Source organism: Paenibacillus sp. PsM32, assembly GCF_030433815.1.
GTDB classification, from domain to species: domain Bacteria; phylum Bacillota; class Bacilli; order Paenibacillales; family Paenibacillaceae; genus Saccharibacillus; species Saccharibacillus kyungheensis.
The window spans coordinates 140429-165654 of the sequence record NZ_JARUWY010000004.1 but is presented as its reverse complement, the minus strand read 5'-3'; the positions used below and the strand labels follow the sequence as shown (position 1 = coordinate 165654).

Sequence of the window (25226 nt, the reverse complement as noted above, 5' to 3'; positions counted from 1 at the left end):
TGAGGAACTCATACGCGTGCAACCTCCATCGGCACAGGCCAATCTTCCAGAGTGTACGCCATATCCCAGAACATATATTCAAACTGACAACTTAGAAGAAAATGCTCTTTCATACGCGCCCGATGTGCAGGTGTCGTCTGCTCTGCCCATTCATCCAACCGAGCACAGAATTGATGAGTAATCGTATCGGTACGATTGCCATAGAAGTTAATCCAATCATAAAAAGGATGGGAGGCATCAGGCTTCACTTCATCCAATAATTTCACACCAATCTCCCAATACGTCCACGGGCAAGGCAACAATACCGCCAAAATATCGCCTAAACCCCCTTCATGAGCCACAGTTAACATATGACGAATATAATGATGAGAAGAAGGAGAAAGCGCATATCCTTGCAAATCTTCATACTTGACGCCAGCCACCTCGCAAAAGTTATTATGAGGATGAATTTCACTATGAAGCACAAATGAAATCTGCTCGTTAAACATCGCCATATCTTCACGTGTTGGGCATTTCGCAATCGCCGTTCCATAGATACGCATAAAAGAATTCAAATACTCAAAATCTTGCTTTACATAATGGATCAATTGCTCACTACGCAGATCACCTTTGGCAATCCCTTGTACAAATGGATGATTAAAAATCGCTTCAAAAATAGGGTCTGCGGCCTGTCTAATTTCCTGTGAAAAACTCATAACTGTATCCTCCTTAGATTGAAGCATCGATAGCGACGCTTGGTTAATAAAGAAGGACCACTACTGGAATATATGGAAAAATACATGCAAAAAAGCCGCCCCGTGATGGAGCGGCAGAATAGGTGTACGTATATGTACAGGTACCCTTGCACAGTCTCCACTTTCCTACGCTAGTATGAACTAGATCAGGTTCCAAGGGTCCGGGATCTTCCCGTCTCAGCCTACACAAAGGCTCCCCTAGTGGTCATTCGATTCATTTGCATCTTACTGTACACACGATTGAACAGACTGTCAACTGCTATAACCTCAGTAATCTTTCCTTTTTTAACAGTTATAGGGTTATAAAATGGTGTAAAATATAATTATTAGTAAGGATTTGCGCGTAGATTTAACTATCTAAACAGAATTGAGTTGATCTCGATGACACGTAAAGTGGTATTGGCAGGTGGCACAGGATTTATCGGACAGTATTTGGAAAAAAGATTTGCAGCATTGGGTATTGAAGTGCAGATCATTTCCAGACAATCGCCGCATATCGCATGGGATGATCATCAAGGAATTGTTCAAGCTCTCGATGGAGCAGAAATGGTGATTAATCTAGCGGGTAAATCGGTCAATTGTCGTTATAACGAACAAAATAAACGTGAAATTATGAACTCTCGAATCGAAACTACCCAGATTCTTGGAAACGCTATCCTGGCTTGTGAACATCCGCCTGCGCTTTGGATCAATTCCAGCACAGCTACCATTTATCGCCATGCAGAAGATCGCCCTATGACCGAGACCAAAGGCGAAATCGGTAGCGGATTTTCGGTAGATGTTGCCAAAGCGTGGGAAGAAGCTTTTTTCTCTTTTAGCCTTCCCCATACCCGTCAAGCCGCACTACGGATTGCTATCGTATTAGGGCCCGGTGGTGGTGTGATGACCCCTTTCAAAAATCTAGTTCGCTTCGGGCTGGGCGGTCATCAAGGGTCAGGGAAGCAGATGTTTAGCTGGATTCATGTTGAAGATTTATTTCAGATTATTTTATTTATTCAAGAGTGGGAATCGCTTGAAGGAGTATTCAACTGCACGTCTCCTAATCCGGTGACCAATCGTGAACTGATGGCAACGATGCGCAAAGTGATGCATCGTAAAGGCGGTCTACCTGCGTCTACATGGATGCTTAATCTAGGGGCTAGAGTGATTCGGACGGAACCCGAATTGGTGCTTAAAAGCCGTTGGGTGATCCCTAATCGTCTCATCAAAGAAGGATTTATGTTCAAATACGGACGGTTGGAACAAGCACTACACCATATTTTGCATACAAAATCATAACATCATACCGTACAGACGAACATGACTTTTAAAATAAAGCAAAAAAGGGTATCGTAGAGGTAGACTTGAGTAACGGCTTGAATAGCTTACTCAAAAATTAGAGTTAAAGGTGTGCTTATACGTGCGAATTAATAAATATATTAGTGAATCTGGAATTACATCCCGCCGGGGTGCTGATAAATGGATCAATGAAGGTATTGTCACAATCAATGGTGTGGTTGCCGAGCTAGGCAGTCAGGTCGAAGAAGGCGACGATGTGCGGGTCAAAGGCAAACCGATCAAAGTCGAACAAGAAAATGTCTATATTGTGCTCAACAAACCGGTAGGCATTACCAGTACAACCGAGCGTCATATTCGGGGCAATATCGTAGATTTTGTCAATCATCCTCTGCGTATTTTCCATGTCGGACGATTGGATAAAGATTCGGATGGCTTGATTATGCTGACCAATGATGGCGATATCGTTAACGAAATTTTGCGTGCTGAAAATAAGCATGAAAAAGAATATATCGTCACTGTGGATCAACCGATTACACCTTCTTTTCTCAAACAAATGGCTTCCGGTGTAGAAATACTAGATACAGTTACGTTACCTTGTCAGGTCGTTCAACAATCCAAATATGTATTCAAAATCATTTTGACGCAAGGGTTGAATCGCCAGATTCGCCGCATGTGCTCTGCACTGGGCTACGAAGTTCGCGCTCTGCGTCGCACACGCATTATGAATATCCGTCTGGGCAATCTACCAACAGGCAAATGGCGCGACCTGACGACCGATGAACTCAATCGCCTATTCCGCGATCTGGAATATACGCCCAAAAAACGCTAATAGACCAAAAATGTAAAAAAACCTCTTTTATAATCTGTTACCGAATGTAGGGTAGCGGATTAATTAAAAGAGGTCTCTTTCACTTAAATTATTATTTTATTTTTTTAAAACAGTATACCAATCTGGCGGAAATCCTATTAATGTTCGATCTATTTCTGAATACATATCAAGTAAACTTTTAAGTTTTTCTAACCAATCATTCCATACATCTTTGTTTGGGATGAAGTATTTCATAATCAAAATAACAGAAAAAACTTTCTTATCATCTATAATTTTTGGCTTATCTTTTTTAAATAATTGAGGAGGATGTGGAAAATTTCTATTATACACTCGTCCATAATGAGCACATATATTTCTAAGATTACTAATCGAATGTAGCCAACTACTTACATAAAACCCTTTTATACCACCATAATACATATATCCTATGTAGTCTTTATCTTCCTTCTTCAAGTTTTTGAACAATTTAGATATCATTCCAAAAGTAGTAATTTCCATAGCTACCCATACAGGAAACTCACCAGCATATTTCGAATAATAATGCTTAACAAAAACATCTTTAGACAGCTCAAGAGTTCTATTTAATTCTTTGATAAAATTATCATGCTTATCTGAATCCATAAAGTTTTCAGCATATATATAACCAATGCCATCATATTTTTGGGAAAGTGTAAGAGAAATATGTGTACGCATAGATATTTCAATAGCTTCAGTAACTTCCATTACTAAAGATCTTAATTTTAGATCAAACTCATAAAGACGATAAATATTCTCGAACGTGACATTTTTGTTGAATTGATCTCCATTTTTTAGAGATAAAGTATATGCAGTTAAGCGATAGTAACTAACATGGGTAAGTATACTCTTCGCCCATTCTTCATTCCCAATAATTAATCCTCTTGATTTAAAAATATCTAATTGCTCTTCAACAGTTTTGGAAGGCTTAACAGAGTGAGGGATACTTTTCATTGTATGTAAATAACTCCATATAAAAAAATTGTCTCGCCCTGGTGCGCAACCTTGAGGTATGCGTGGCGAGATCTGTTACCTTAATTATAAAGGATTAGCGTATATCTATCAACACTATTTACTTGTAAAATACTTTTTCTACATTGTATTTCGCATGAAGTGTATTGATAATGTACGTCTCGTAAATTTCACGATCCATAGCGTTGTCGATCAAGCAGACTTCAATCTTAGTGACTTCATCACGGTGATCTTTGATCGGTGATACGGTATCTTCGAAATGCTTTTTGATACGAGGTCTAAGCTTACGTGCTTTACCGACAAATAGTAATTCATCTTGTTCGTTATAGAACATAAAGATACCGCCTGTTTCACGCGAAATCAGATGAAAATCGGTAAATCCGTAAATATGGCTAAGCTCAGGGTTAATTTGTTTGGTAATCGTAACATCCGCTGTCGGGATTGTTATAGTAATCAATATGGTCACTTCCTCATTCTATATAGGTGTTCATCCTATCATAATTTACACTGCAAAACTACGAATACTCTCATCTTACCACGTTGCTGATCTGCATCTCTATATGATTTTGCTAGTTATAGATGAGGTATCACTCTATTTCAGCAAATGATTTGTGCAAATGCTATACCTTTTTCCACCACATGCCTAAGGAATGAGGTGCTGTATACGTAAATCCATACTGTGCATACAATTGGTCTGCCGGCGGATCTGCGAATAGTACCGCATGAGATTGAAGAGACATATTCTTTTCCAAGTATGTTGTGATCTCACGCATAATCGCTTTGCCGTAACCTTTGCCTTGATATTCTGGGCGCACACAGATATCGGTAATATGAAAAAATAATCCGCCATCTCCTACGACCCGTCCCATCCCGATTGCTTGTCCTTCTTCTTCCAACACAACAGCAAATAGGGTATTCGGTAATCCTTTACTTGCGCCTTCGACACTCATTTCGCTCAGCCCGGATACTTTACGCAACGTTAAGTACTCTTCGATCGCTGGAATACGATGAACAATCTGCATGTATGTACAACTCCTTTTTTTATCTCACATGATAACAAATAATCCCTATACTGCATACGAATGTATACAAATAAAGTTGACGCTCTCTATTAATGGTTAATATCTTAGTAAAAGAGGAAAAGGTTGGTGACATTACATGGCGGTACATAACCAAAAAGATACTACGGTAGAACCTACAATAATTATTGGAGCAGGACTGGCAGGTCTATGTTGTGCTTTTGAATTAGCCGACCAAGGCAAGTCTGTAATCGTTCTTGAAGCAGCTCCTTATATCGGAGGAAGAACAGCCAACTGGGTCGAAGACGGCATGGCAGTCGAATCTGGATTTCATAAATTTCTAGGTTACTACACTGTCCTGCCTGAAATTTTGAAAAATGCAGGTATTTCGATAAGCGATATGGTGCACTGGGAAGAGACCACCAATATTCGTCATACAGAAGCACAGGGTACATTCGGATTAGACCCTTTCAAAGCTCCTCTCAAAACGATTGCAGGTGCACTTGGGAATAACGATCTTATCTCTCCAGCAGACAAAGCATCGTTGATTCCTTTTTTTGCAGCCGGATTTAAAGATTATGTCAGCAAGCCAGATAAACTCGATCAATCTTCGATTAAAGAATACGCTGAACAGCATGGTGTATCTACCGATGCGATTGAGCGATTGATTCAACCATTATCATCTGGGATTTTCTTTTTACCGATTGAAGAATATTCTGCGTATGCGTTTTTCGGTCTATTTGCTCCAGCTCTGCCACGTATCGCCAAAGTACGTATCGGTGCTTTTAAAGGCGGAATGACTGATGTTATGACAGGCCCTCTTGCCAAAGCGATCGAAGAACGTGGTGGACAGGTGCTAACAAATAAAACGGTAGCTCATTTACTATATGATAATGAAAAAGTCGTTGGTGTGCAGTTGGAAGATAGCTCTCAAATTTATGGCGAACAAGTAGTTGTTGCTACAAATATCCGTCGTGCTCAGATGCTATTATCCGAACATTTCCATGCACATGAGTGGTTCCAAGATTTCTTATCATTAGAATCGATGCCTTATATTACAGCTCAATTTGAAGCAACAGAAAAATTAGCAGCCGTCGATCATACGATGTTTGGCCCGGGTACACAATTAGGTTCGTTCAGCGAACAATCTCGAACTACATTTGAACGTCCAACTGGACGAGCTTCGATCATTCTGGTTGATCCTGATACATTAATTGATCTACCGGATAAAGAAGTATGGGAAATCACCAAAAAATCACTTCACGATGTTGATCTTCCTAATGTAGATACGATGACACAGTATCGAATTATACGGGGCAAAGAAAACTTTTATCGTCTGGCAAAAGGAAATGAACACAAACGTCCGAAGCAGATTACTCCAATTGATGGACTATTTCTTGCAGGTGATTATACTGATCAACCGCTCCTTGCAACTATGGAAGGTGCAGCTATTTCAGGCAGACGAGCAGCAACCGGTATTTTAAAAGGAAGAGTCATTTAAGAATAAAATTAGCAATAAGACCTTGTCATAAGACAAGATCTTATTGCTAATTTTTATATATTCTACTAACACTAATTTTTATAATTATACTTATAGAGCTGTAAAATATTTGGCACTCTCGACCATCGGTGTACAATCGCTGTGATCGCCTACTAGATTAATCTCAAAAATATAATCTTTGCCTTTTACAAAAGGCTTCACCATCTGCCAATCGATCAGACCTTCACCCAGTGGCAAGGAATCATGAACTTGTCCCATACTATCCACCAGATGATAATAGACCGCATATGGAGCAGTACGTTCAAGCACATCACGTAATTTCTGATTATCTCCTCGAAAAGCGATAAAGGTATGGCTTACATCAACATTCAACGGCAAATCTAACGGAATAATAAGATCATCTATTAAGTATGGATTGGAATAACAAAATAGCCCTTCTGTTGAATCTTCCCAGACAATCTGTTCACGTCCATATTCTAAAATAGCAGCAATTTCTTCTCGCAATGCGATTGTACGTTCACGTGAAACTTCTGCATTTTCACTACGTACATAATGTGCATGTAACACACACTTTGCACCTTCTGCTTTACAAATTTGAACCAATTGGCGTGTTGATTCATGATAAAATCGGCGCAGCTCGATATTTGTACTCATAATATCTAAAAATGTATTTTGATATCGGGATGGATGGTGTAAATATACTGTAACTCCTCTATTTTTCAACTCACGTATTCGAGCAACAATCAAGTCGGGTTGTTGCATATCTGTCGCACTCAAATAAAATTCGATAATCTCGGGGTTATACGCAAGTCGGTTATCTAGACTTGATCGATCTAAGCTTCCTTTTAGTCGCATATTATTCACAGTACTCTCTCCTTTTTTCACTCTATCTACTCTATCGTTTTCTATGTATCTATATATTACAATATATGAAATAAACCTTGATGCGTAATTATATGTGTATTTGTAAAATACGAATATAATCAGCCAGGGAGACAGGACGGAATCTATGGAAAGTTCGATACTTCTAAAAACGAAAGTTTCTAAACCGATGATTCGTAACTACACGATTGACCGTCCAGAGTGGATTCATCGTGTAGAACAAGGCATGAATTTTAGAATAAATATGATCTATGCACCAGCAGGAAGTGGTAAAACTACCTTACTAGGACAATGGTTATATGAAAAAAAGCAACCGTACGCATGGCTTTCCCTAGACGAACGTGATAATGATCCTCGTCGATTCTGGCGCTATATGATCTATTCTTTGTCTTGTTATATGATTCCTGATCTAGAAGAGCGATTATTACCTCTGCTGTCCAACTCTTCTATGAGTAGTATCACGTCTTTTATCGATATGTTTATTCATGAATTAGACCAATTAAAAGCACCACTTGCTATGATACTGGATGATTATCAATTTATAGCAAGTTCTGATATTCACAAAGGATTGTGTTATCTGAGCGATTATTTACCACCCCATATTCATCTCTATATTTCGTCTCGCCAAACACTTCCATTTGTACATATTGGAAAATGGTTAGTTCGACAACAATTAAATATTATCGCCGCCGGTGAAATGGCTTTTTCAGAAGAAGAAGTTGCTTTACTTTGTCAGCATACGATAGGTTATTCGCTACCTACTGAGATTATTCATAAGCTTGTTCAACAAACCGAAGGCTGGATTGCAGGGATTCAATTGGCTTTGATTTCATTTCAACAAGATGAAGGACAATACCGTTTTACTTTAGATTTTAATGGCAAGCATCGCAGTATAGCAGATTATTTATTTTATGAAGTATGGAGCGGTTTTGATGAAGAACTACAATCTTTTTTATTACAAACGTCTATTTTGAAGCGTATGAATGCAGAGTTATGTGATGAGCTCACCGGTCTGCAAGACAGTCAGTGCAAATTACATCGTCTACAACAGCTTACTCTATTTCTAATTCCACTGGATGAAGATGGCGAATGGTATCGATATCATCATTTATTTGCAGAATTTGTCCAAAATGTATTACGTCAATCGTCACATACACGATGGATCAGCGGGCATCAGAAAGCGAGCCAAATCTATATCGAGCGACAATGGATCGAAGAAGCAATCGATCATTCTTTGATCGCCCACAACTATGAACAAGCCGCACAATTAATCGATAATCATGTAGAAGAATGGCTAAGTAAAGGTGAACTCGATACGTTACTGCACTGGTTCCAGCTATTCCCTGCTGATTATGAATTTACAATAGCACTCTGTCTGATTCAAGCGTTTATTTTAGGAATTGTGGATCGTTTTGAAGAATCGATTGAATTACTAAAGCGATGTGAGCAACGTATTAAAGCATTATCTTCTTCTGACAAATATTCTAATTATTTAGGCATTTTATTTTTGGTCAAAACTAATATTTTATTTGCATCTCGAGACTTTGATGAATGGTTTGCTTTTATGCGTTCTATTCAACAACAAATCCCTCAAAACTCGGTCTTTTTCCACTTTAATTATAATAAAAACGAACCGTTTGTTAGAAATACAGCTTTTGGCTTAAAAGGGCTTCTAAGTCAGGAAACAGCTCATGTCAGTGCAGAAATGATCCGTATCTTGCATCAGCAACATGGAGAAAATTCGTTATTGGTACAGTATGTTATGCAAGCTGTTGTTGAAGGATCTTATGAACGTAACGATCTCAATACCTGTATCTATTGGGTTCAAAAAATATCGAAAAACGATAACTATCGCATCGTTCCAGGATTGCTTGTTCCTTTCCGCTTAATGACAGTCAAATTAAAATTGAAAGAAAAACAGTATATTACAGCACGTACTATTCTCGAAAATACATTACAACTGCTGGAAGATCCTCAATATCATAACTGGCGCAAACATCTATATGCTTTTATCGCATGGATCGATCTTTTAGAAGGTGATATCGAGAAATCTATCCATGTATTAGATTCGATCTCAATCACTAGCAAGCAACGTATCTCTTTAGATCAATCGCTTGCATTTATGATATTATCTCGTGTACTTATAGCTAATAAAGACTATAATACCGCTCTGGAAATTTTAGCTTCTATTCGCTTTTTTGCAGAAAATGAGCATTCGACCAATATTGAGTGTTCTGTTATTGTTCTTCAATCGATCTGTACTTATCGCAAAGGACAAGTAGATACGGCTATTTTATTGCTCCAACAAGCGATTGAATTAGTCATGCCGTTTGATTATGTACGAACATTTGTAGATGAAGGAATGGTTATCTATATTTTGCTACAAAAATTAAGCCATAAAAAGCATATCGTTAACCATCCTCAGATGCTTAAATATATAACTAAATTACTAAATATATTAGAAGCAGAAGGTAAAACGCCTCTATTATTGTCAGACAATCATCTTATTGAAGCGTTAACACCTAAAGAATTAGACGTGCTCAAATTGATTCGTCAAGGTCATTCTAACCAGCAAATTGCTGATCAATTGGGGCTTACGATCGGTACGATCAAAGTGTATATCAATCGCATTTATAATAAGCTGGGCGTGACTTCTCGTGTTCAAGCATTACTCAAATCGCAGGAATTAGAACTGCTTTCCGGTCTATAAATAAAGGGTTGAACATTATATTTTTTTATTAAAAAAGTATCTCATTTGTAATAAAAATGTATTCAAGTTAACTTTAGTTAATAGATGCGTACGGCTTGGATTTGCTACAATAAAAACAACCCAGATCATGGGAGAATAAATGACATCAAATAGAAAATCTTCTGCTATCATTCGATTTTTCTCTGTGATCTTACCTATCCGAACGGTTTCCTCCAATCATATTTTTGTAGACCTCGATTCGGCAGATATTATCGAGGTCTTTTTTTTTACAGATAATAAATGGTCAAAAAGATGGTTGATACCGATGTACCGTTTAACCAAAAGGAGTTGTTAATGATGAATTATCGTATACAAGCTTGTTCCAATGCGGTGTATCAAGAACAACATATGACATTTGTATTAGAAAATTATGTTCCGCTTCATGTGCCTAATACTTTTTTATTAACACTTGGCTTTACGTCTGCTCCTCTTCTTTTAGAAGAAGAATGTTTTATCACTCTCGATCAACATGATGAAGTGATCGGGGCTTGGAATTATCTGTATGGAACAGAAGAATATGCTTATTACAATACTGAAGTGATCCAGATTCAATCTGTGATTTTGAGCGCTCCTTATCGCAAAACCAGACTATTTGCTCAAGGCCTTCAACATCTGGTTCGACATATTGATCAATCCAGAAGAGGAGTCAAAGAAGTGCGCTTCTGGATTGCTGCTGATCCCAAATTAAAAAGGTTATGTTCCAAATTCGCCAAGCCTACTTCTACTTTATTGACCCCTCAAGGTATTGTAGAAGAATATCGTGTTCCTTTTAACCAACTCTATAATTATGCTAGAGGATTACAAAGCAAACGACATGCCCGATAAATTAAAATAAGCCCGATACGGCTTCTCTTATGCTTACAAAGAGAAGATCGTATCGGGCTTTGTGATGTCTTATAGGCTGCTAGCGTTAAATGTATCTCCACCGGCAATCGTTCCAGATTCAAATCCTTTATAAAACCAGCGTTGACGTTGTTCTGACGTACCATGTGTAAAGCTATCCGGCACGACATACCCTTGTCCTTGCTTTTGCAAGGTATCATCACCGACAGCACTTGCGGCGGTTAATGCTTCTTGTAGATCGCCTTCTTCTAACAGATTGGTTCCTTGGGCATCATGAGCCCAGACACCTGCTAGATAATCGGCTTGTAACTCTAATTTAACCTGCATTTTGTTATATTGCGTTTCGCTCATATTTTGACGGGCAGATTGAATCTTATCCATCGTTCCAAGCAATGTTTGTACATGATGACCTACTTCATGAGCAATCACATAAGCCATCGCAAAATCACCCGGGGCTTTGAATTTCTGTTGAAGCTCATCATAAAAACTCAGATCAATATATAATTTCTGATCACCCGGACAATAAAAAGGCCCTACCGCAGAACTGGCTGTACCACAAGCAGAATCAACACGATCGTTATACAGTACCAGTGTAGGCTTAGTATAGGTTAATCCTTGCTTTTCAAATTGAGCTGTCCAGACATCTTCTGTACTGGCTAATACTACAGATACCATATTCACTAACTCTTGTTCTTCTGCGGTTGCTTGATAAGGTGCAGACGATTCAGTCGTTGTGGATGTTGTCCCATTCAATAATTCACTAGGATTGCCTCCTAATAACGTTACAATCAAAATAATAATAATACCGCCAATTCCGCCACCTATAATTGTTTTTCCACCTTTACCTCTGCGATCTTCTACGTTGGAACTTGTTCGTCTACCCTGTAACTTCATCTTTCTGCCCCCTAATGACTGATCCAAACCGATTTCTTTTACGTATGTATTAGTGATATACCCCAAAAGAATTGTAACATCCCATTTACGTTCTATCTCAAGCCATTTATTTCGTTTTTTACCTATCTACATAGTTCTATCACAACGACAAATTATTGAAACCCTATTTCATATAATTAAGTTAATTTTTTAATATAAGGTTTTTTCTTTAGTAAATATGTTTAATATAGTATCAATCAACTACATCGATAATCATGATACGAATATATACGGTTGTATCATTTATCAAAATAGCATGATCACACACTATAATAACAAACATCAGGAGGCGACAAGAATGGGACGTTACGTACAAGTAGAAGACAATGTAAAGATTTATGTAGAAGATATTGGTGAAGGGATTCCGGTTATTTTCTTACACGGATGGCCAGCAAACAACCTTATGTTTGAATATCAATACTCTATCCTACCTAAAGAAGGCTACCGTTGTATCGGAATCGACTTCCGCGGATTCGGTAAATCAGATGCACCGTGGGAAAGCTATTCATTTGACCGTATGGCAGATGATTTGAAAGCGGTTATCGACGAGCTTGATATCGAAAATGCAGCTTTGATTGGCTTCTCAATGGGTGGAGCAGTGGCTTCTCGGTATATGGCACGTCATCAAGGTAAAGGCATCTCTCATCTTGCATTGATGGGTTCTGCAACACCAGTCTTTACACAGCGTCCTGATTTTGAATATAACATCACGAAGGAAGACCTTAATGAACAATTAATTATTCCTACGTATGAAGATCGTCCAAAAATGCTATCTCAATTCGGTCTTAAATTTACGCATACGAAGTCCAAAGCAGCTATGATGGTATGGTTAGAATCATTGTGCTTCCAAGCTTCTAATCACGGTACAATCAAAGCAGCAGAATCATTACGTGATGAAGACTTGCGTGGAGACTTGCCACATATTAATGTACCGACAGTCATTTTCCAGGGTCAAAAAGATAAAATCTGTGATCCTCAATTAGCTGAATTAACACAACAAAGTATCGCTGGTTCTCGTCTTGTTGAATTTGAACATAGCGGTCATGCTATGATGTTCGACGAGCAAGAGAAGTTTAATTCAGAGTTACTATTATTCCTTAACCAAATGTCTCGTGATAACCATACACCAAGAGCAGCAAGCCGTAATCTATAATATTTCCTATCATCTGATGAAGATTAAAGCTGGCGATCCCAAGTTGTGATCGTCAGCTTTTTTTATGCTTATTTTTTACGAAATAATGACGATATTATACGTAGTATCTGTTATTCCATAGTAACGCAATAATAGATATGTATAGGGAGCATGCACGAAAGGCTAAGTATGTAATCTATGGGAAAGGAGAAGTATACGCTTGAATGTGCTGGAGTCACTAATTCCGATAGCTCTTTATGTTTTACCGATGCTCTTCTTTTTCTATATGGGGATTAATGTGTTATTACGCAATCCCAAAAAAGTAGAACATCGTCTGGTAAGTATCGCGATTGGTTGTTATTTTTTACTTTTTTTAGAAGAGTATGTTCGCTACCAATTACCGCTTGAATATAGTTCTACTCTGTCTTCTTTGTGGTTCGCTAATGTAGGTATTGTGTTACCGAGTTTGAGTTTTCATTTTATTATCAAGCTATCCGGAGCTTATCGCAAAATGCCCAAATGGTTGTATCCGTATATTTTTTATCTTCCTCTCCTGATTATTCCGGTAGGCATTATGAATAACTCAAAATTTATTTCTTCACAACAATTCGTCATGGCGGGCATGTGGAAAGTGCCTGTATATAATACTTCTTATTATGCCGCTCTTACTGTAAGTATTCTAATCAGTGTTGCTTCACTAATCTTTCTTTCCCGTCATCAGGCTTTGAATCGCTCATCTGAACACCAAGCCATCTATCGTATATTGCGACGGGGTATGAGTATTTCTTTAAGCTGGATCGCTTTTTTTGGTTATTTTCATTTCGGTGAATCTTTGCCGCCTTATCCGTATTTGTATGGCGGATTAATCTGGTGCTTTACGTTACAAGTCGCTATGAAAAAATATGATTTTCTCAACTTTGATCATCATCGTTACAAAAAATTGTTTGATATGAATCCAGCGGCGATCCTGTTAGCTAATGTATCAGGCACGATTAAAGAAGCGAATCCCAGTGCCAGACAATTATTTTCTTTTGTTGATTTGGATGATACGAATTTGCATACACTAGCCAGTGAAGACTTGGCTTCTAAATTACAAAGGCATCAAGGCATTATTGATATGGAAACCAAAGTGTGGAATGGTGAACAATGGATCGATATTCTGGTCAAAGGCGACTATGTATTCGTAGAGCATGAAGATCATGTTATTCTTATTATGCGTGATATTACAGTCAAAAAAGAACAACAACGTCAGATTGCTTTTCTCGCTTATCATGATTCTTTAACAGAATTGCCGAATCGTCGTTACTTTTATCAAGAATTAGAGAAGTCGATTGTACAAGCCGAGCAACATCAAGAACAACTTGCCATTATTCTGATTGATCTGGATTATTTCAAAGAAACCAATGATCGGTACGGGCATCAAGCAGGTGATGAGATGCTTCAACATACCGCCAAGCTTATTCAACAATTAGTAGGCTCTACCGGTATGGCGGCACGTCTTGGAGGCGATGAATTTGTGTTATTTATTCATCCTGTCGAACATCAGATTCAAGTCCAGAAGATTGTGAATCAATTGAATGCTGTATTCGCTCAAGCGGAACTGGCATATGGTAATGATACACTTTCGATTCCGATGAGTTGTGGTGCTAGTATCTACCCACAAGACGGTACCGATGTCGATACACTGCTCAATCATGCAGACAAAGCCATGTATCGTAGCAAACGTCAACGTAAATTAAAAATATAAAAACCGTCTATATCACCTGACTGTGGTATAGACGGTTTTTTTATAGAAGAAATCTTATTGAATCGCAATATAAATCTTCACTTCTGCTTGTTCAGGATTAGCCGTCGATTCATACACTTCAAAATCGCCTGTATATGTTCGCACTTCCGAAGCATCCTCGAAATAATTCCAGATCGTGCCCCATGTCTGAGCAACAGTCTCAAATACAGGTCCTTTCGGTGTGGTAAATACCATATAACGACTGGCTGGTACAGTAATCTCTAGTTGTCGCTGTGCTGATTCTGAAGCATTAGCATAATCTTCTGCTTGCTGTCCGATCACCACTGTATAAGCTCCGGTCGCATCACTTTCATAATCGGTATACAGTGCATAGGTTGGAGCATCACTAGAAAATAGATCAGGATGTTGACCTTTGTAATGCAGATAAGATGCCCACAACTGTGGTAAACGTGCATTGGTAACTCCTAATTCGTCTGCATTGGTTGTTCTTGTGCCCATGCCATGTATTACAAAAGCAGGTAACTGTACAATCGTCGGTGTCGCTACAGTAGTCATACATCATCCCTCTTTCTGTTCTTTTATTCAAAGTATACAGAAGGAATATAGACAACTGTCTGTCTAGTTAGAATAGCGGTCGATTATTTTTTGCGCACGCTGTATTAATTCTGGAATAAGGGTTGGCGGCGATTGTATCTGCACCTGATCTCCGAAGCCCAGCACCATACTATAAAACCAATCATCTATAATAAAAGCACCTTGCACATCAATATCTCCATCTGGTTGCACAGTAATCCAAGCAGGGTCAAATATATCGCTTAAACGATGGCGAACTTGCGGACTGAATCGTAATCTTACGTCCTGTCGCTGTTCTTCATTTGTTCCACTATTCCATTGATATTGATCCCAATCTGGAATGTCACGCCGCTCAAATGTATGTGAAGTACATTCTAATTCCAGAATACGAGACAACCGGAACAAACGAAAATCTTGCCGTAATGTGCAATAGGCGTGTAGATACCAGACATATCCTTTCAAAATCAAAGCAGACGGTTCTACGGCTCGTTCACTTTCAACGCCGTTGGTATTGAGATAATGTAAATTCACCTGATAGGTATTGGTGATCGCTTCACGTAATAGATTCACTTTATCACGTGTCGCTGGATTCTGTCCCCAGGGGTTAAAATCAAATACAATACCTGCACTTTGTATCGTAGTCTGCATTCGATCGTGTGGACGAAGTAGCGCTTGTACTTTATCCAGTAATGTAGCAAACATCTGATCATTGAATACGGTTGTCATCCCTTTTACCGCAGAGATCATCGCATCAATCTCACTTAGTGTCAAAAACTGACGGGCAATCGTGTACTGCTCCATAATCTCAAATCCGCCGGTGGTGCCTTGATGAGCGACAATCGGAATACCTGCCTGACTGAGAGTATCAATATCTCGATAAATCGTTTTGGTCGATACTTCAAAGCGTGTCGCCAATTCTTTGGCACTGATCCGTTGGCGATTCAATAACAATACAGTGATCGCAAGTAATCGATCTATTTTCATAATGTCTCCTTAGCTTATGCTCTCTGCTGTATACTCACTTTGCAATAGAGCAAAAATCGCAAGATCCACATACGTTTCTTTTTCATATTCATGTTGTCTTAGTAGACCTTCTTGTACAAATCCCAACTTTTCTATTAGACGAATCGAAGCTTGATTGGCTGGCTCAATTTTGGCTTCAATCTTATTCAATTTCATCTGCTCAAATCCAAACTGAATAATACATAAAGCCACTTCTTTCATAATGCCTTTGCCCCAGTATGCAGAAGATAGATCATATCCTAATTCTGTTCGATGATGTTCCTGCTCATAAGCTAGAAATCCACATGTGCCTATCACTTTGCCTGTCTCACGATCTTCGATCATCCAGCGTAATCCAGATTGTTCGGCAAAAATACGCTCATACCATTTCATCTCATCTAGCGCTTCTTCCACCGAAGTGAACGGAGTAAATGACATATATTGTATAACAGCTTGATCTGCATACAATTGATATAGATCATCTGCATCTGTGAGTTGTGCTTGTCTTAATACAAAACGTGGAGTCTCTAACTGTGGAAATTGCTCAAACGTAAATAAATCGCTCATTGTTGTACTCCTTTAGATTATGTATGGTGCCACACTTCTATCTGTACCGTTACAGTTGGCTGATTTGGAAAGTACCCATCCTACATTATTCTCGTATACTACATATCATACTACTTATCCTAATCTTATCATCATACCTTTAATATAATCGAGGTGCGTATCCATGTACACATTATCTACAACAGAAATTCAAACCTATCTTCAACAACTGGGAGTCGAAGAGATTCAGCCTCCTACTCTAGATTATTTAGTTCAATTGCATCAAGCTCATGTGCGCCGCTTTTCATGGCAAACGGTCGATATTTTTGCAGGGCATCCGACCGGTATCGATATACAGCAATCTATTGCACTGCTTTTAAGCGGGCGTAGCGGTTATTGTTTTCATCTGAATGGAGCGTTTAGCACTTTGCTACGTTCTCTAGGTTATCAAGTGTTCTGGCATCGAGCAGGTGTACAGCCTTTGGGTACAGAACCGCGTATCAATTCGTTTCATTTAGGATTAACAGTTCATCTGGATCATGAAGGAATATCGCAACCATGGATTATTGATGTGGGTCTTGGCGATATGCCTTATACGCCGCTGCCTTTAATAAAAGGGACTTATACTCAATCGCCTTTTCAATATGCAGTAACATCTTCAAGTATTGATCCCAAAGGATGGCGGTTAGAACATGATGCTTATGCTTCTATTGTCGGTGTCGATATCGATCATCAGGTGGTCACTGATCTCCAACCTTTTGAAGATAATCATGAATTTTATAGCCGTTCTCCGCAGTCACCGTGGTTTGATGTCTTTCTTTTGCGCCAACGAGATCAATCCACCAGTCATGAATTACGTGGATGTGTGCTCAAAACGATTGATGATACAGGTGTTCAGTATATCGAAATTGTACACAAACAAGAATGGTTGAATGTGTTACATGATATATTTGGCGAATCTTTTGTTCCATACACTGCTTTAGAAAAAGACGAGTTCTGGCATCGTGTACAGCAAGCTCATGAAGTATGGAAACAGACCCAATCATTGTCCAATCATCCACATTTATAATCACGTATTGCACCTGTGTATCTTATAATTTCAAGTATCCTACATGTAAAATGCTAAAAAGCCACTCCTACGTAGGAGTGGCTTTGCTGATTATATTGAATATCAAGCTGGATTACACATGTAACTGCTGTGCAACGATAGTGAATGTTTTGGGAATCCCTTTATCAAATACTTCTGAAGATTGATTCGGCAATTCTTCCAGTACTTTGATCATCAGACCCGATGTAGCCACAGCAGTAACAATCTCGCCGATTGTCCACTGACGTAAATACACTTTTTGCTCGTCTTTGATCTGTTGATCAGATTCGGCATATTTAGAATAAGAGACGGCTTTTTCTGTTAATGAAGTATCAAAGTAATCTCCTGTTACTTTATGCTTGCGAATATTAGCTGTTGTACCTTTAGAAGTAATCAGCTTGGTCGAGATCGGGTGGAAATCTTGTAATACCAATTGACCACCTGGCGCAAGTAAGCTAGATACTACATGGAATAATGGCTGTAGATCGGTAAAATAATGCAAAATGCCAAATTCCATAAATACGATATCATATTGATTAGCCAGTTCCTGTAAAGGCAGTTGAAGCACATCAGATACGATATACTGCAAAGGCACTCCTGCGGCACGTGCTAAATCTTGAGCATATTGCTCATTTTCAGCAGAGAAATCTACGATCGTCAGTTCAGCCCCGAGCAAAGCTAATGCAACTGCTTTGTTACCATTAGAACCGAGTAAATTGATGATTTTTTTGCCTTGTATATGGTCTTCCATATGTTTGAATGCTGTACCGATCCGTTTTTGCGGATCTTGTTTAATTTTCTCAGCCGCTTCTTCTGGTGTACCAAAGCGATTCACCCATGATTGATAGGTGCCGTTGTTCCAAGCATTTTTGTTCTGTTGTGATGATTCCATAAAAAACCCTCCATAGATAGCGTAACGCGCAAAAATATTATTTTATCTATCGTACCATCTTATGAAGGAATGTAGTTATTTTTATCGTTTTTTATAGCGATTAGATAAATCCACCATTGGCACGTAACGTCTGACCTGTGACCCATTTGGAAGATTCACTTGCTAGAAATAATACAACCCCTGCAATATCATCTGGTTCACCCAAGCGTCCAAATGAATTCATATTGCGAAGACCCTCGATCTGTTGCTCGGTTTTGCCTACTGTGAACAATTCGGTATTAACCGGTCCCGGAGCTACTGCATTGATCGTAATTCCTTTTTTACCAAATTCTTTGGCGAGTTGACGGGTGAATTGCTCGACTGCACCTTTGGTTCCTGCATAGACGCTATAACCAGGGAACATCTGACCTATAACCGATGTTGAAAAGTTAATAATACGACCGTTAGGCTCCATATGTAGAGCCGCTTGCTGACACGCAAAAAATGTTCCTTTGACATTGATCCCAAACTGTTGCTCAAAGTCCTCTTCGGTTACTTCTGTGATCGATTGTGTTTTCATTACACCTGCATTGTTGACTAGAATATCTAATTTGCCATATGTCGATAAAGTAACGTGAAATAATTGTTCAAGTTCAGTCAGTTGACTGATATCGGCTTGAACAGCTGTAGCTTCACCGCCTGCTTGCTTGATCGCTTCCACTACTTCTGCTGCTTTGTCAGGGCTACTTGTATAGTTCACAATCACTTTAGCGCCATGAGCAGCTAATTGTTGTGCAATCTCACGACCGATTCCTCGGGATGCGCCTGTAACTAAAGCCACTTTACCTGCTAATATGGTTTCCATAACATAAACCTCCTCTGTGTACTGTACGATCTATATATTTGATGTGTTGATTATAAATAACTCCTCTCAAATAATCAAGTGACAATTTTTGATATTTGTCATTATAGCTATTTTATTGATTATATGCATAGCAAAAAAACACACTCTCTGTGATGCAGAAAATGTGTTCTGGGACTGATACGTCTATGATGAATGAGCTTGAATACTGGCTAAAACCATATGCCAGACCTGTTCAAATTGTTGATCGATTGCCGGATCTGTCCATTGATAAGCATGAGCAGGATGATGAAAATAAGAAGTCGCTATTATTAATGTTCGGGCTATCTGCTCAGGTTGACCCTGCTTAAATTCGTTATCTTCTATCCCTTGCTGAATAATAAGAGATACTTGCTCCACTAGCAGATCAACATGATTCACTATAGAAGGCAAAGCTTCCATAGTAACCGCTGTATACATTTGGAACATCTCTGGATCTTCCACAGCATATTTTCGCTTAGTCTGTGCCAGTGTCTCTAACCATTGACGTAAACGTTCTGTTGCGGAATGATCATGATCTTGAACGATATGCTGTAAAGGGCTTGAAATCTGTTGTAACCAACGTTCTGTGACTGATTCTCGTAGTGCTGCTTTGCTAGCAAAGTGGCGATAAATCGTGCCATGACTGACTTTTAAAGTGCGGGCAACATCGACGACCGATGTTTTGTCAGGCCCGTACCGACGTAACGCTTGCTCTGCCGCATCCAAAATTTGTTCTTTTGTTAATGGTGCATCATATGCCATCTGTTTCACCTCAATATATGTTTTACGATAGCATAGCAATAATGGGATATCAATTCATGTTTATTGTTATTCTCAAGCAACATAGAACTTCCAGAGCAATTAGCGATATAATAGTCTATAGCTCTACAGCACGTTAGCAACAGGAAAGGACGTGACTTCATCCGTGTCCGATACAACTTCTTACTCATTCTCTCGAAATCAGCTATGCTTTTGTGGAAGCGGGCAAAAGCTTAAACATTGTCATAAAACAGCCGAGCCGGATAGCCGGGCTGCTCATCTATACCAATTGTATCAAGATATCGATCATACGATTGACGATTACCGCGCAACAAGTGTGCAACAGCCTCCTTGTTCAGCAGGTTGCCGGGCTTGTTGTTCGGATTATGTACCTATTTCGCAGGTGGAATTTGAATTGTTGCTGATCTATATGGAGCGCAATTGGAGTACATCTGATATTGAAAATGCTTTTGCCAAAGCGGCTAAAGACTGGGAGACTTTTCGAGTAGAAAATCCACCCATGTATGCTTCTTTAGCACATCCTACCAACACTGATGACGAATTGAATGCGATCCGTCATCACGCTACACGTAATAGCTTTGCTTGTCCATTACTGGATGCTGAAAAAGGAACCTGTCGTGTGTATCCAGTACGTCCTTTTATTTGCCGTACTCATGGAAGTTCTCATACTTTTTATGGAACATGGAAAGAACGTCTTCGCCCTGAAAAGATATGCGAATATATTCCCGGTGGTAAGCCTCATCGTAAAATCACACCTAATATTGCAGATCGTTGGAGTGATTATGAACGTATTGCGGATGTAATGATTGGACCGAAGCGTCGCCCACTCCGTCAATATCCGATTATGTACTGGTTGGTATTGTATGCCAAACATGGTGGCGGAGCTACAACAGCTATCGGTAATCTCGATAACTTCAAGCTTTCTCTTCAAGATCACAATAATAAAATGGCTCAGTATACAGGCAAATAAAAAAAGAGCAGCGATATCGATATCGTTGCTCTTTGTGCTTATTTCTTATGCGTATATTCTTCGTTGGCTTTGTCTAACATCGATTTCCAATCACTGAAGTTTGTCTCACGATTGACATGACGATCAAACAATTCGCCTTCAACATTTTGAATGTCCTCTAGCGTGTCTGCTTGGAAATTACCTTTTTTCAAAAATTCAGCAAAGCTATCCAGACTCGAATACTTGCTCATAAATCCGCGGTTAAACAACATATCCAAAGATACATAGCCTTCACCTTGTGCTTCTTTTTGCCCTTGCAAATCTTTTAACAAATCTTCCATTGACATCGGTTTTTGCTTTTTCAAATGACCACTCCTATATTGTGTTTTGGCAATAGATAACTTTCGTTCGATTGCAAACATCTTGTTATTGTAAGCTATCTCAACAGAAAGCACCATACTTCTACAAGTGAAATAGAATATAGATACTCCCTATGACTTCTTTATATAACATACTTCTACTTATTATAACATTAACCGCTCTAGATACCCAGAAACACCTTGTGATTTCTTTCCCAATTCTTTGCTACATATTTATGGATTGCCGTTACTTGTTAACAAAAAAACCTTCAAGATCATAAGCAACAGAAATCATGCTTATGACTTTGAAGGTTTGGAATTGCTTTATTATTGATTGGCTTCCCATTCTGCAACTTCTGCACGTACCCGTGGTGCAACTTCTTTTCCTAACAATTCAATCCCGTGCATCACCTGATCATGTGGCATGGTACCTACAGGTGCATGTAAAAAGAATCGTGTAATTCCAACTTGTTTGCGCAAATTAATAATTTTACGAGCCACTGTCTCTGGATCACCGACATATAGCGCGCCTTGCTCACTACGAGCAGCATCAAAACTATTGCGTGTATAAGGACCCCAACCACGTTCTTTACCCAGCTTGTTCATACTTTGTTGAGTCGAAGGGAAAAACTGCTCTACGGCAAGTTCAGTCGTATCTGCAATAAAGCCATGGGAATGACAAGCTACAGACAGTGTCGAAGCATCATGCCCTGCGTGAGCCGCTGCTTTGTAATATAGCTGAACCAATGGAGCAAATTGAGCCGGTTGTCCACCAATAATCGCTAATACCAATGGCAAGCCCAGCATACCTGCACGAATCACAGACTCTGTATTTCCTCCACTACCTATCCATACTGGCAATAATTCTTGTACAGGACGCGGGTAGACCCCTAGATTGTGAATCGCTGCGCGGTGTTGTCCTTGCCAGCTTACTTTTTCAGAAGCTCTAATTTTCAAAAGTAAATCTAATTTCTCATCAAATAATTCATTATAATCATCTAGATCGTAGCCGAATAAAGGGAACGATTCGATAAAAGAACCTCGTCCCGCCATAATCTCAGCCCGTCCATTTGAAATACCATCTAATGTTGCAAAATCTTGAAACACACGTACCGGATCAGCCGAAGATAGTACAGTAACAGCACTGGATAAACGAATACGTTCGGTTTGCGAAGCCGCTGCTGCAAGAATAACCGCTGGTGAAGAAGCCGCATAATCTTCTCGATGATGCTCTCCTACTCCATATACATCCAATCCTACTTGATCGGCAAGTACAATCTCTTCAACCACTTCACGAATACGTTGTGCATGACTCATGACTTCACCGGTTTGTGCATCTGGCGAAGTTTCTACAAAGGTGCTTATGCCTATTTCCATCGAAACATTCCCTGCTTTCTTATTCTATATTATTCTTTATCTATATCGCTATAAATTTGTTATTTACTAACTTTACAAGTAATATCTTTATATTGAACCTTTTTGACATGAATATCAAGTCTTTTATAACAAATATAGATAAAAAAAGAATAATTAAGGAATTAACGACTGGCTAAAGCTTGCTGACCTACTTTTTCCAACGTATTCATCACTTGCTGATAAGGTGACGGCCCATAACTTATTCGGGATACTCCCCATGCAGAACATTCGGATACGGAAGGGGTATCTGTAGTAAGCATAATATTGATTGGTAATGGAGAATGAGTGCATAACATTTGAATCGAAGAAGGATCACTCAACCCGGGTACAAAAAATCCATTCGCTCCTGCATGAGCATAGGCGATAGCACGTGTTAAAGCCTGTTCGGTATTCTCCTTTTGCACAGAAGCAGAAGACAGCGGATCGGCTTGTAAAAAAATATCGGTGCGAGCATTAATAAACAAAGGAATACCTAACTGGTCAGCAGCTTGGCGAGCTGCAACAATACGTTCACATTGATCTTCGATCGTATATAATCGTTGTTCACCGATAATCTGATCCTCGATATTGATGCCTACTGCTCCAGCTTCGATAACCATTTTTACAGATTGAGATACTTGTTCAGGAGTATCGCCATATCCACCTTCTATATCAATCGTGACAGGTAACTGTACTTTTTGCGTAATCTTTTTGAGATTGTCGATCACCTGTGTAAAAGGAAATGCTTGTCCATCTTCATAACCATGCGCACTAGCGACAGACCAACTGCCTGTAGCGATCACTTGGGCACCTGTACGTTCGATAACCGCTGCACTTCCTGCATCCCATATATTGACCAACACCAACGGATTTCCTTTTACATGTAGATCATGTAATACTTGTGCTTGCTGAATTTGAGTAGTCATAAGTTATATTCTCCTTGTTCATGTATTAAAGGGGTAGACGATTGAATAGCTTGTAGTGGAGTTCGTTCATGTTGTAATAACCATGTTTTGCGGGTAAGCCCACCGCCATATCCACCCAATTCTCCATTGGAATTAATCACACGGTGGCAAGGGATCACAATCGCTAATTGATTCGCTCCATTGGCTTGAGCAACCGCACGAAAAGCAGACGGCTTCCCTAACGCTGATGCAATCTGAGCATAAGAACGAGTTTCTCCTGCTGGAATCTTCATTAATTGATCCCATACCTGTTGTTGAAAAGGGGAACCTAGTAATTGTAGCGGTGTTGTAAATGTCGTAGATTTTCCTGAAAAATACGCATTCAATTCTTGCTCGATTAAGCGAATCGGTTCAGTCATTCCTGGTATAATCGCCGATTTTGTTTTTATCCGTAATCGTTCAACTTCACGTTCCAATCCTCTACGATCTACAAATTCTAATAGATACAATGCTTCTTCACTTGAGACAGCAATCATCGGACCGAGTGTCGTATCGATCCAGGAAGCTTTGAGCACTCGATCTTCTGTTAACAACGTCGGTGCAGCACCCATAATTCGTGCAAACGCATCTCGAAATCCACTACTCGACTCATATCCTGTTGACAACTGTGTATCAATAACCGTTTGCCCGGAACGGATATGTTTGAGCGCTAGTCCCATTCGGCGAGCACGCGCATATTCGACAAACGTCATGCCAAAGCGCTTTTTAAATTGGCGACGAGCGGTGGACTCATCTACTGATAATTGACGGAAATCTTCTTCACGCCAGCGCTTTTCAGGTTCTTTTTCTACCGCTTCCACCAGTGTACGTACAACATCCGATACATGATTCGGATGGGACAATGGACGACAACGTTGGCAGGGGCGATAAGAAGCGAGTAAAGCTTCTTGCGCAGTTGCATAAAACTCACAATTTTCAAATTTCGGCTTACGCGCTGGACAAGTAGGACGACAAAATACGCCTGTCGTTTTGACACCGACATAAAATAAACCTTCGTATTCTGTCTTTTTCTCAAGTAATGCTTGGTAATACTCTTGCTGGTATTCAGGCGAGATCATAGAGATGCTCCTTTACGAGAAGTGGATACGTTTATTATAATTCCCCGACTGTATGTTCATCGCCGAAATTCAGGCATTGATTTTTTTATACGAAAAAAGCTAAGCACAATGCTTAGCTTGATCC

25 protein-coding genes and 1 riboswitch are annotated in these 25226 nt (G+C 39.3%); of the genes, 9 read left to right on the top strand and 16 right to left on the bottom strand.

Annotation, left to right across the window (positions count from 1 at the left end):
* Positions 1-8: 8 nt before the first annotated feature.
* The gene (gene tenA / locus QCD85_RS10810; protein WP_301262592.1) at positions 9-695 is read right to left on the bottom strand and encodes a thiaminase II; all 687 of its coding nucleotides are present in this window, start codon (positions 693-695) and stop codon (positions 9-11) included.
* Positions 696-840: 145 nt separating this feature from the next.
* Positions 841-944: riboswitch (TPP riboswitch) on the bottom strand.
* Positions 945-1115: 171 nt separating this feature from the next.
* Between tenA and QCD85_RS10805 the strand changes: the two genes are divergently transcribed.
* A complete protein-coding gene (locus QCD85_RS10805) occupies positions 1116-2012 on the top strand; it encodes a TIGR01777 family oxidoreductase (RefSeq protein WP_301262591.1) in 897 nt (298 codons plus the stop codon).
* Between the two features lie 121 nt (positions 2013-2133).
* The gene (gene rluF / locus QCD85_RS10800; protein ID WP_204825881.1) at positions 2134-2841 is read left to right on the top strand and encodes a 23S rRNA pseudouridine(2604) synthase RluF; all 708 of its coding nucleotides are present in this window, start codon (positions 2134-2136) and stop codon (positions 2839-2841) included.
* A 96-nt stretch (positions 2842-2937) separates the two neighbouring features.
* Here the strand turns inward: rluF and QCD85_RS10795 are convergent, their stop codons facing one another.
* From QCD85_RS10795 to QCD85_RS10785, 3 genes are all read right to left on the bottom strand, one after another.
* Positions 2938-3810 carry an Abi family protein gene (locus tag QCD85_RS10795; RefSeq protein WP_301262590.1) on the bottom strand — a complete coding sequence of 291 codons (873 nt, stop codon included), beginning with the start codon at positions 3808-3810 and terminating at the stop codon, positions 2938-2940.
* Positions 3811-3928: 118 nt separating this feature from the next.
* Positions 3929-4285, bottom strand: a complete 357-nt coding sequence (locus QCD85_RS10790) for a nucleotide excision repair endonuclease (protein WP_204825879.1) — start codon at positions 4283-4285, stop codon at positions 3929-3931.
* A gap of 163 nt (positions 4286-4448) precedes the next feature.
* The gene (locus tag QCD85_RS10785; protein WP_273614172.1) at positions 4449-4850 is read right to left on the bottom strand and encodes a GNAT family N-acetyltransferase; all 402 of its coding nucleotides are present in this window, start codon (positions 4848-4850) and stop codon (positions 4449-4451) included.
* A 136-nt stretch (positions 4851-4986) separates the two neighbouring features.
* On the opposite strand from QCD85_RS10785, the gene QCD85_RS10780 reads away from it, so the two are divergent.
* Positions 4987-6348: a hydroxysqualene dehydroxylase gene (locus QCD85_RS10780; protein ID WP_301262589.1), complete on the top strand. Its 1362-nt coding sequence runs from the start codon at positions 4987-4989 to the stop codon at positions 6346-6348.
* Positions 6349-6438: 90 nt separating this feature from the next.
* Here QCD85_RS10780 and QCD85_RS10775 read toward each other — a convergent pair whose 3' ends face one another.
* Positions 6439-7203: a sugar phosphate isomerase/epimerase family protein gene (locus tag QCD85_RS10775; protein WP_301262702.1), complete on the bottom strand. Its 765-nt coding sequence runs from the start codon at positions 7201-7203 to the stop codon at positions 6439-6441.
* 154 nt (positions 7204-7357) lie between these two features.
* Between QCD85_RS10775 and QCD85_RS10770 the strand changes: the two genes are divergently transcribed.
* Together QCD85_RS10770 and QCD85_RS10765 are read left to right on the top strand one after the other, a co-directional pair.
* Positions 7358-9940, top strand: a complete 2583-nt coding sequence (locus tag QCD85_RS10770) for a LuxR C-terminal-related transcriptional regulator (protein ID WP_301262588.1) — start codon at positions 7358-7360, stop codon at positions 9938-9940.
* A 336-nt stretch (positions 9941-10276) separates the two neighbouring features.
* A complete protein-coding gene (locus tag QCD85_RS10765) occupies positions 10277-10804 on the top strand; it encodes a hypothetical protein (protein ID WP_301262587.1) in 528 nt (175 codons plus the stop codon).
* Positions 10805-10873: 69 nt separating this feature from the next.
* Here QCD85_RS10765 and ypfJ read toward each other — a convergent pair whose 3' ends face one another.
* The gene (gene ypfJ / locus QCD85_RS10760; protein WP_274171425.1) at positions 10874-11716 is read right to left on the bottom strand and encodes a KPN_02809 family neutral zinc metallopeptidase; all 843 of its coding nucleotides are present in this window, start codon (positions 11714-11716) and stop codon (positions 10874-10876) included.
* Positions 11717-12053: 337 nt separating this feature from the next.
* Between ypfJ and QCD85_RS10755 the strand changes: the two genes are divergently transcribed.
* The gene (locus QCD85_RS10755) at positions 12054-12908 is read left to right on the top strand and encodes an alpha/beta fold hydrolase (RefSeq protein WP_274171424.1); all 855 of its coding nucleotides are present in this window, start codon (positions 12054-12056) and stop codon (positions 12906-12908) included.
* A 205-nt stretch (positions 12909-13113) separates the two neighbouring features.
* The gene (locus QCD85_RS10750; RefSeq protein ID WP_273616382.1) at positions 13114-14634 is read left to right on the top strand and encodes a sensor domain-containing diguanylate cyclase; all 1521 of its coding nucleotides are present in this window, start codon (positions 13114-13116) and stop codon (positions 14632-14634) included.
* Positions 14635-14688: 54 nt separating this feature from the next.
* Here QCD85_RS10750 and QCD85_RS10745 read toward each other — a convergent pair whose 3' ends face one another.
* From QCD85_RS10745 to QCD85_RS10735, 3 genes are all read right to left on the bottom strand, one after another.
* Entirely contained in the window at positions 14689-15189 is a 501-nt protein-coding gene (locus QCD85_RS10745) for a GyrI-like domain-containing protein (protein ID WP_301262586.1), read from the bottom strand.
* A 63-nt stretch (positions 15190-15252) separates the two neighbouring features.
* On the bottom strand, positions 15253-16191 hold the full coding sequence (locus QCD85_RS10740; protein ID WP_301262585.1) for a helix-turn-helix transcriptional regulator: 939 nt from the start codon (positions 16189-16191) through the stop codon (positions 15253-15255).
* A gap of 9 nt (positions 16192-16200) precedes the next feature.
* A complete protein-coding gene (locus tag QCD85_RS10735) occupies positions 16201-16776 on the bottom strand; it encodes a GNAT family N-acetyltransferase (protein ID WP_301262584.1) in 576 nt (191 codons plus the stop codon).
* Between the two features lie 163 nt (positions 16777-16939).
* Between QCD85_RS10735 and QCD85_RS10730 the strand changes: the two genes are divergently transcribed.
* Entirely contained in the window at positions 16940-17824 is an 885-nt protein-coding gene (locus QCD85_RS10730) for an arylamine N-acetyltransferase family protein (RefSeq protein ID WP_301262583.1), read from the top strand.
* Between the two features lie 112 nt (positions 17825-17936).
* Here the strand turns inward: QCD85_RS10730 and QCD85_RS10725 are convergent, their stop codons facing one another.
* The 3 genes from QCD85_RS10725 to QCD85_RS10715 form a co-directional block, all read right to left on the bottom strand.
* Positions 17937-18734 carry a class I SAM-dependent methyltransferase gene (locus QCD85_RS10725; RefSeq protein WP_301262582.1) on the bottom strand — a complete coding sequence of 266 codons (798 nt, stop codon included), beginning with the start codon at positions 18732-18734 and terminating at the stop codon, positions 17937-17939.
* A 100-nt stretch (positions 18735-18834) separates the two neighbouring features.
* Positions 18835-19578: an SDR family oxidoreductase gene (locus QCD85_RS10720; protein WP_301262581.1), complete on the bottom strand. Its 744-nt coding sequence runs from the start codon at positions 19576-19578 to the stop codon at positions 18835-18837.
* A 183-nt stretch (positions 19579-19761) separates the two neighbouring features.
* Entirely contained in the window at positions 19762-20358 is a 597-nt protein-coding gene (locus QCD85_RS10715; protein WP_301262580.1) for a TetR family transcriptional regulator, read from the bottom strand.
* A gap of 163 nt (positions 20359-20521) precedes the next feature.
* Between QCD85_RS10715 and QCD85_RS10710 the strand changes: the two genes are divergently transcribed.
* Positions 20522-21346, top strand: a complete 825-nt coding sequence (locus QCD85_RS10710) for an SEC-C motif-containing protein (protein ID WP_301262579.1) — start codon at positions 20522-20524, stop codon at positions 21344-21346.
* Between the two features lie 38 nt (positions 21347-21384).
* On the opposite strand, the gene QCD85_RS10705 is transcribed toward QCD85_RS10710, so the two are convergent.
* The 4 genes from QCD85_RS10705 to QCD85_RS10690 all read right to left on the bottom strand — a co-directional run bounded on the left by QCD85_RS10705 (position 21385) and on the right by QCD85_RS10690 (position 25102).
* On the bottom strand, positions 21385-21672 hold the full coding sequence (locus tag QCD85_RS10705) for a hypothetical protein (protein WP_273616383.1): 288 nt from the start codon (positions 21670-21672) through the stop codon (positions 21385-21387).
* A gap of 339 nt (positions 21673-22011) precedes the next feature.
* A complete protein-coding gene (locus tag QCD85_RS10700; RefSeq protein WP_301262578.1) occupies positions 22012-23061 on the bottom strand; it encodes an LLM class flavin-dependent oxidoreductase in 1050 nt (349 codons plus the stop codon).
* Positions 23062-23222: 161 nt separating this feature from the next.
* On the bottom strand, positions 23223-24005 hold the full coding sequence (locus QCD85_RS10695; protein WP_301262577.1) for an isocitrate lyase/PEP mutase family protein: 783 nt from the start codon (positions 24003-24005) through the stop codon (positions 23223-23225).
* Entirely contained in the window at positions 24002-25102 is a 1101-nt protein-coding gene (locus QCD85_RS10690) for a bifunctional transcriptional activator/DNA repair enzyme AdaA (protein WP_301262576.1), read from the bottom strand. Before QCD85_RS10690 ends, QCD85_RS10695 begins: the two co-directional genes overlap by 4 nt.
* Positions 25103-25226 lie beyond the last annotated feature (124 nt).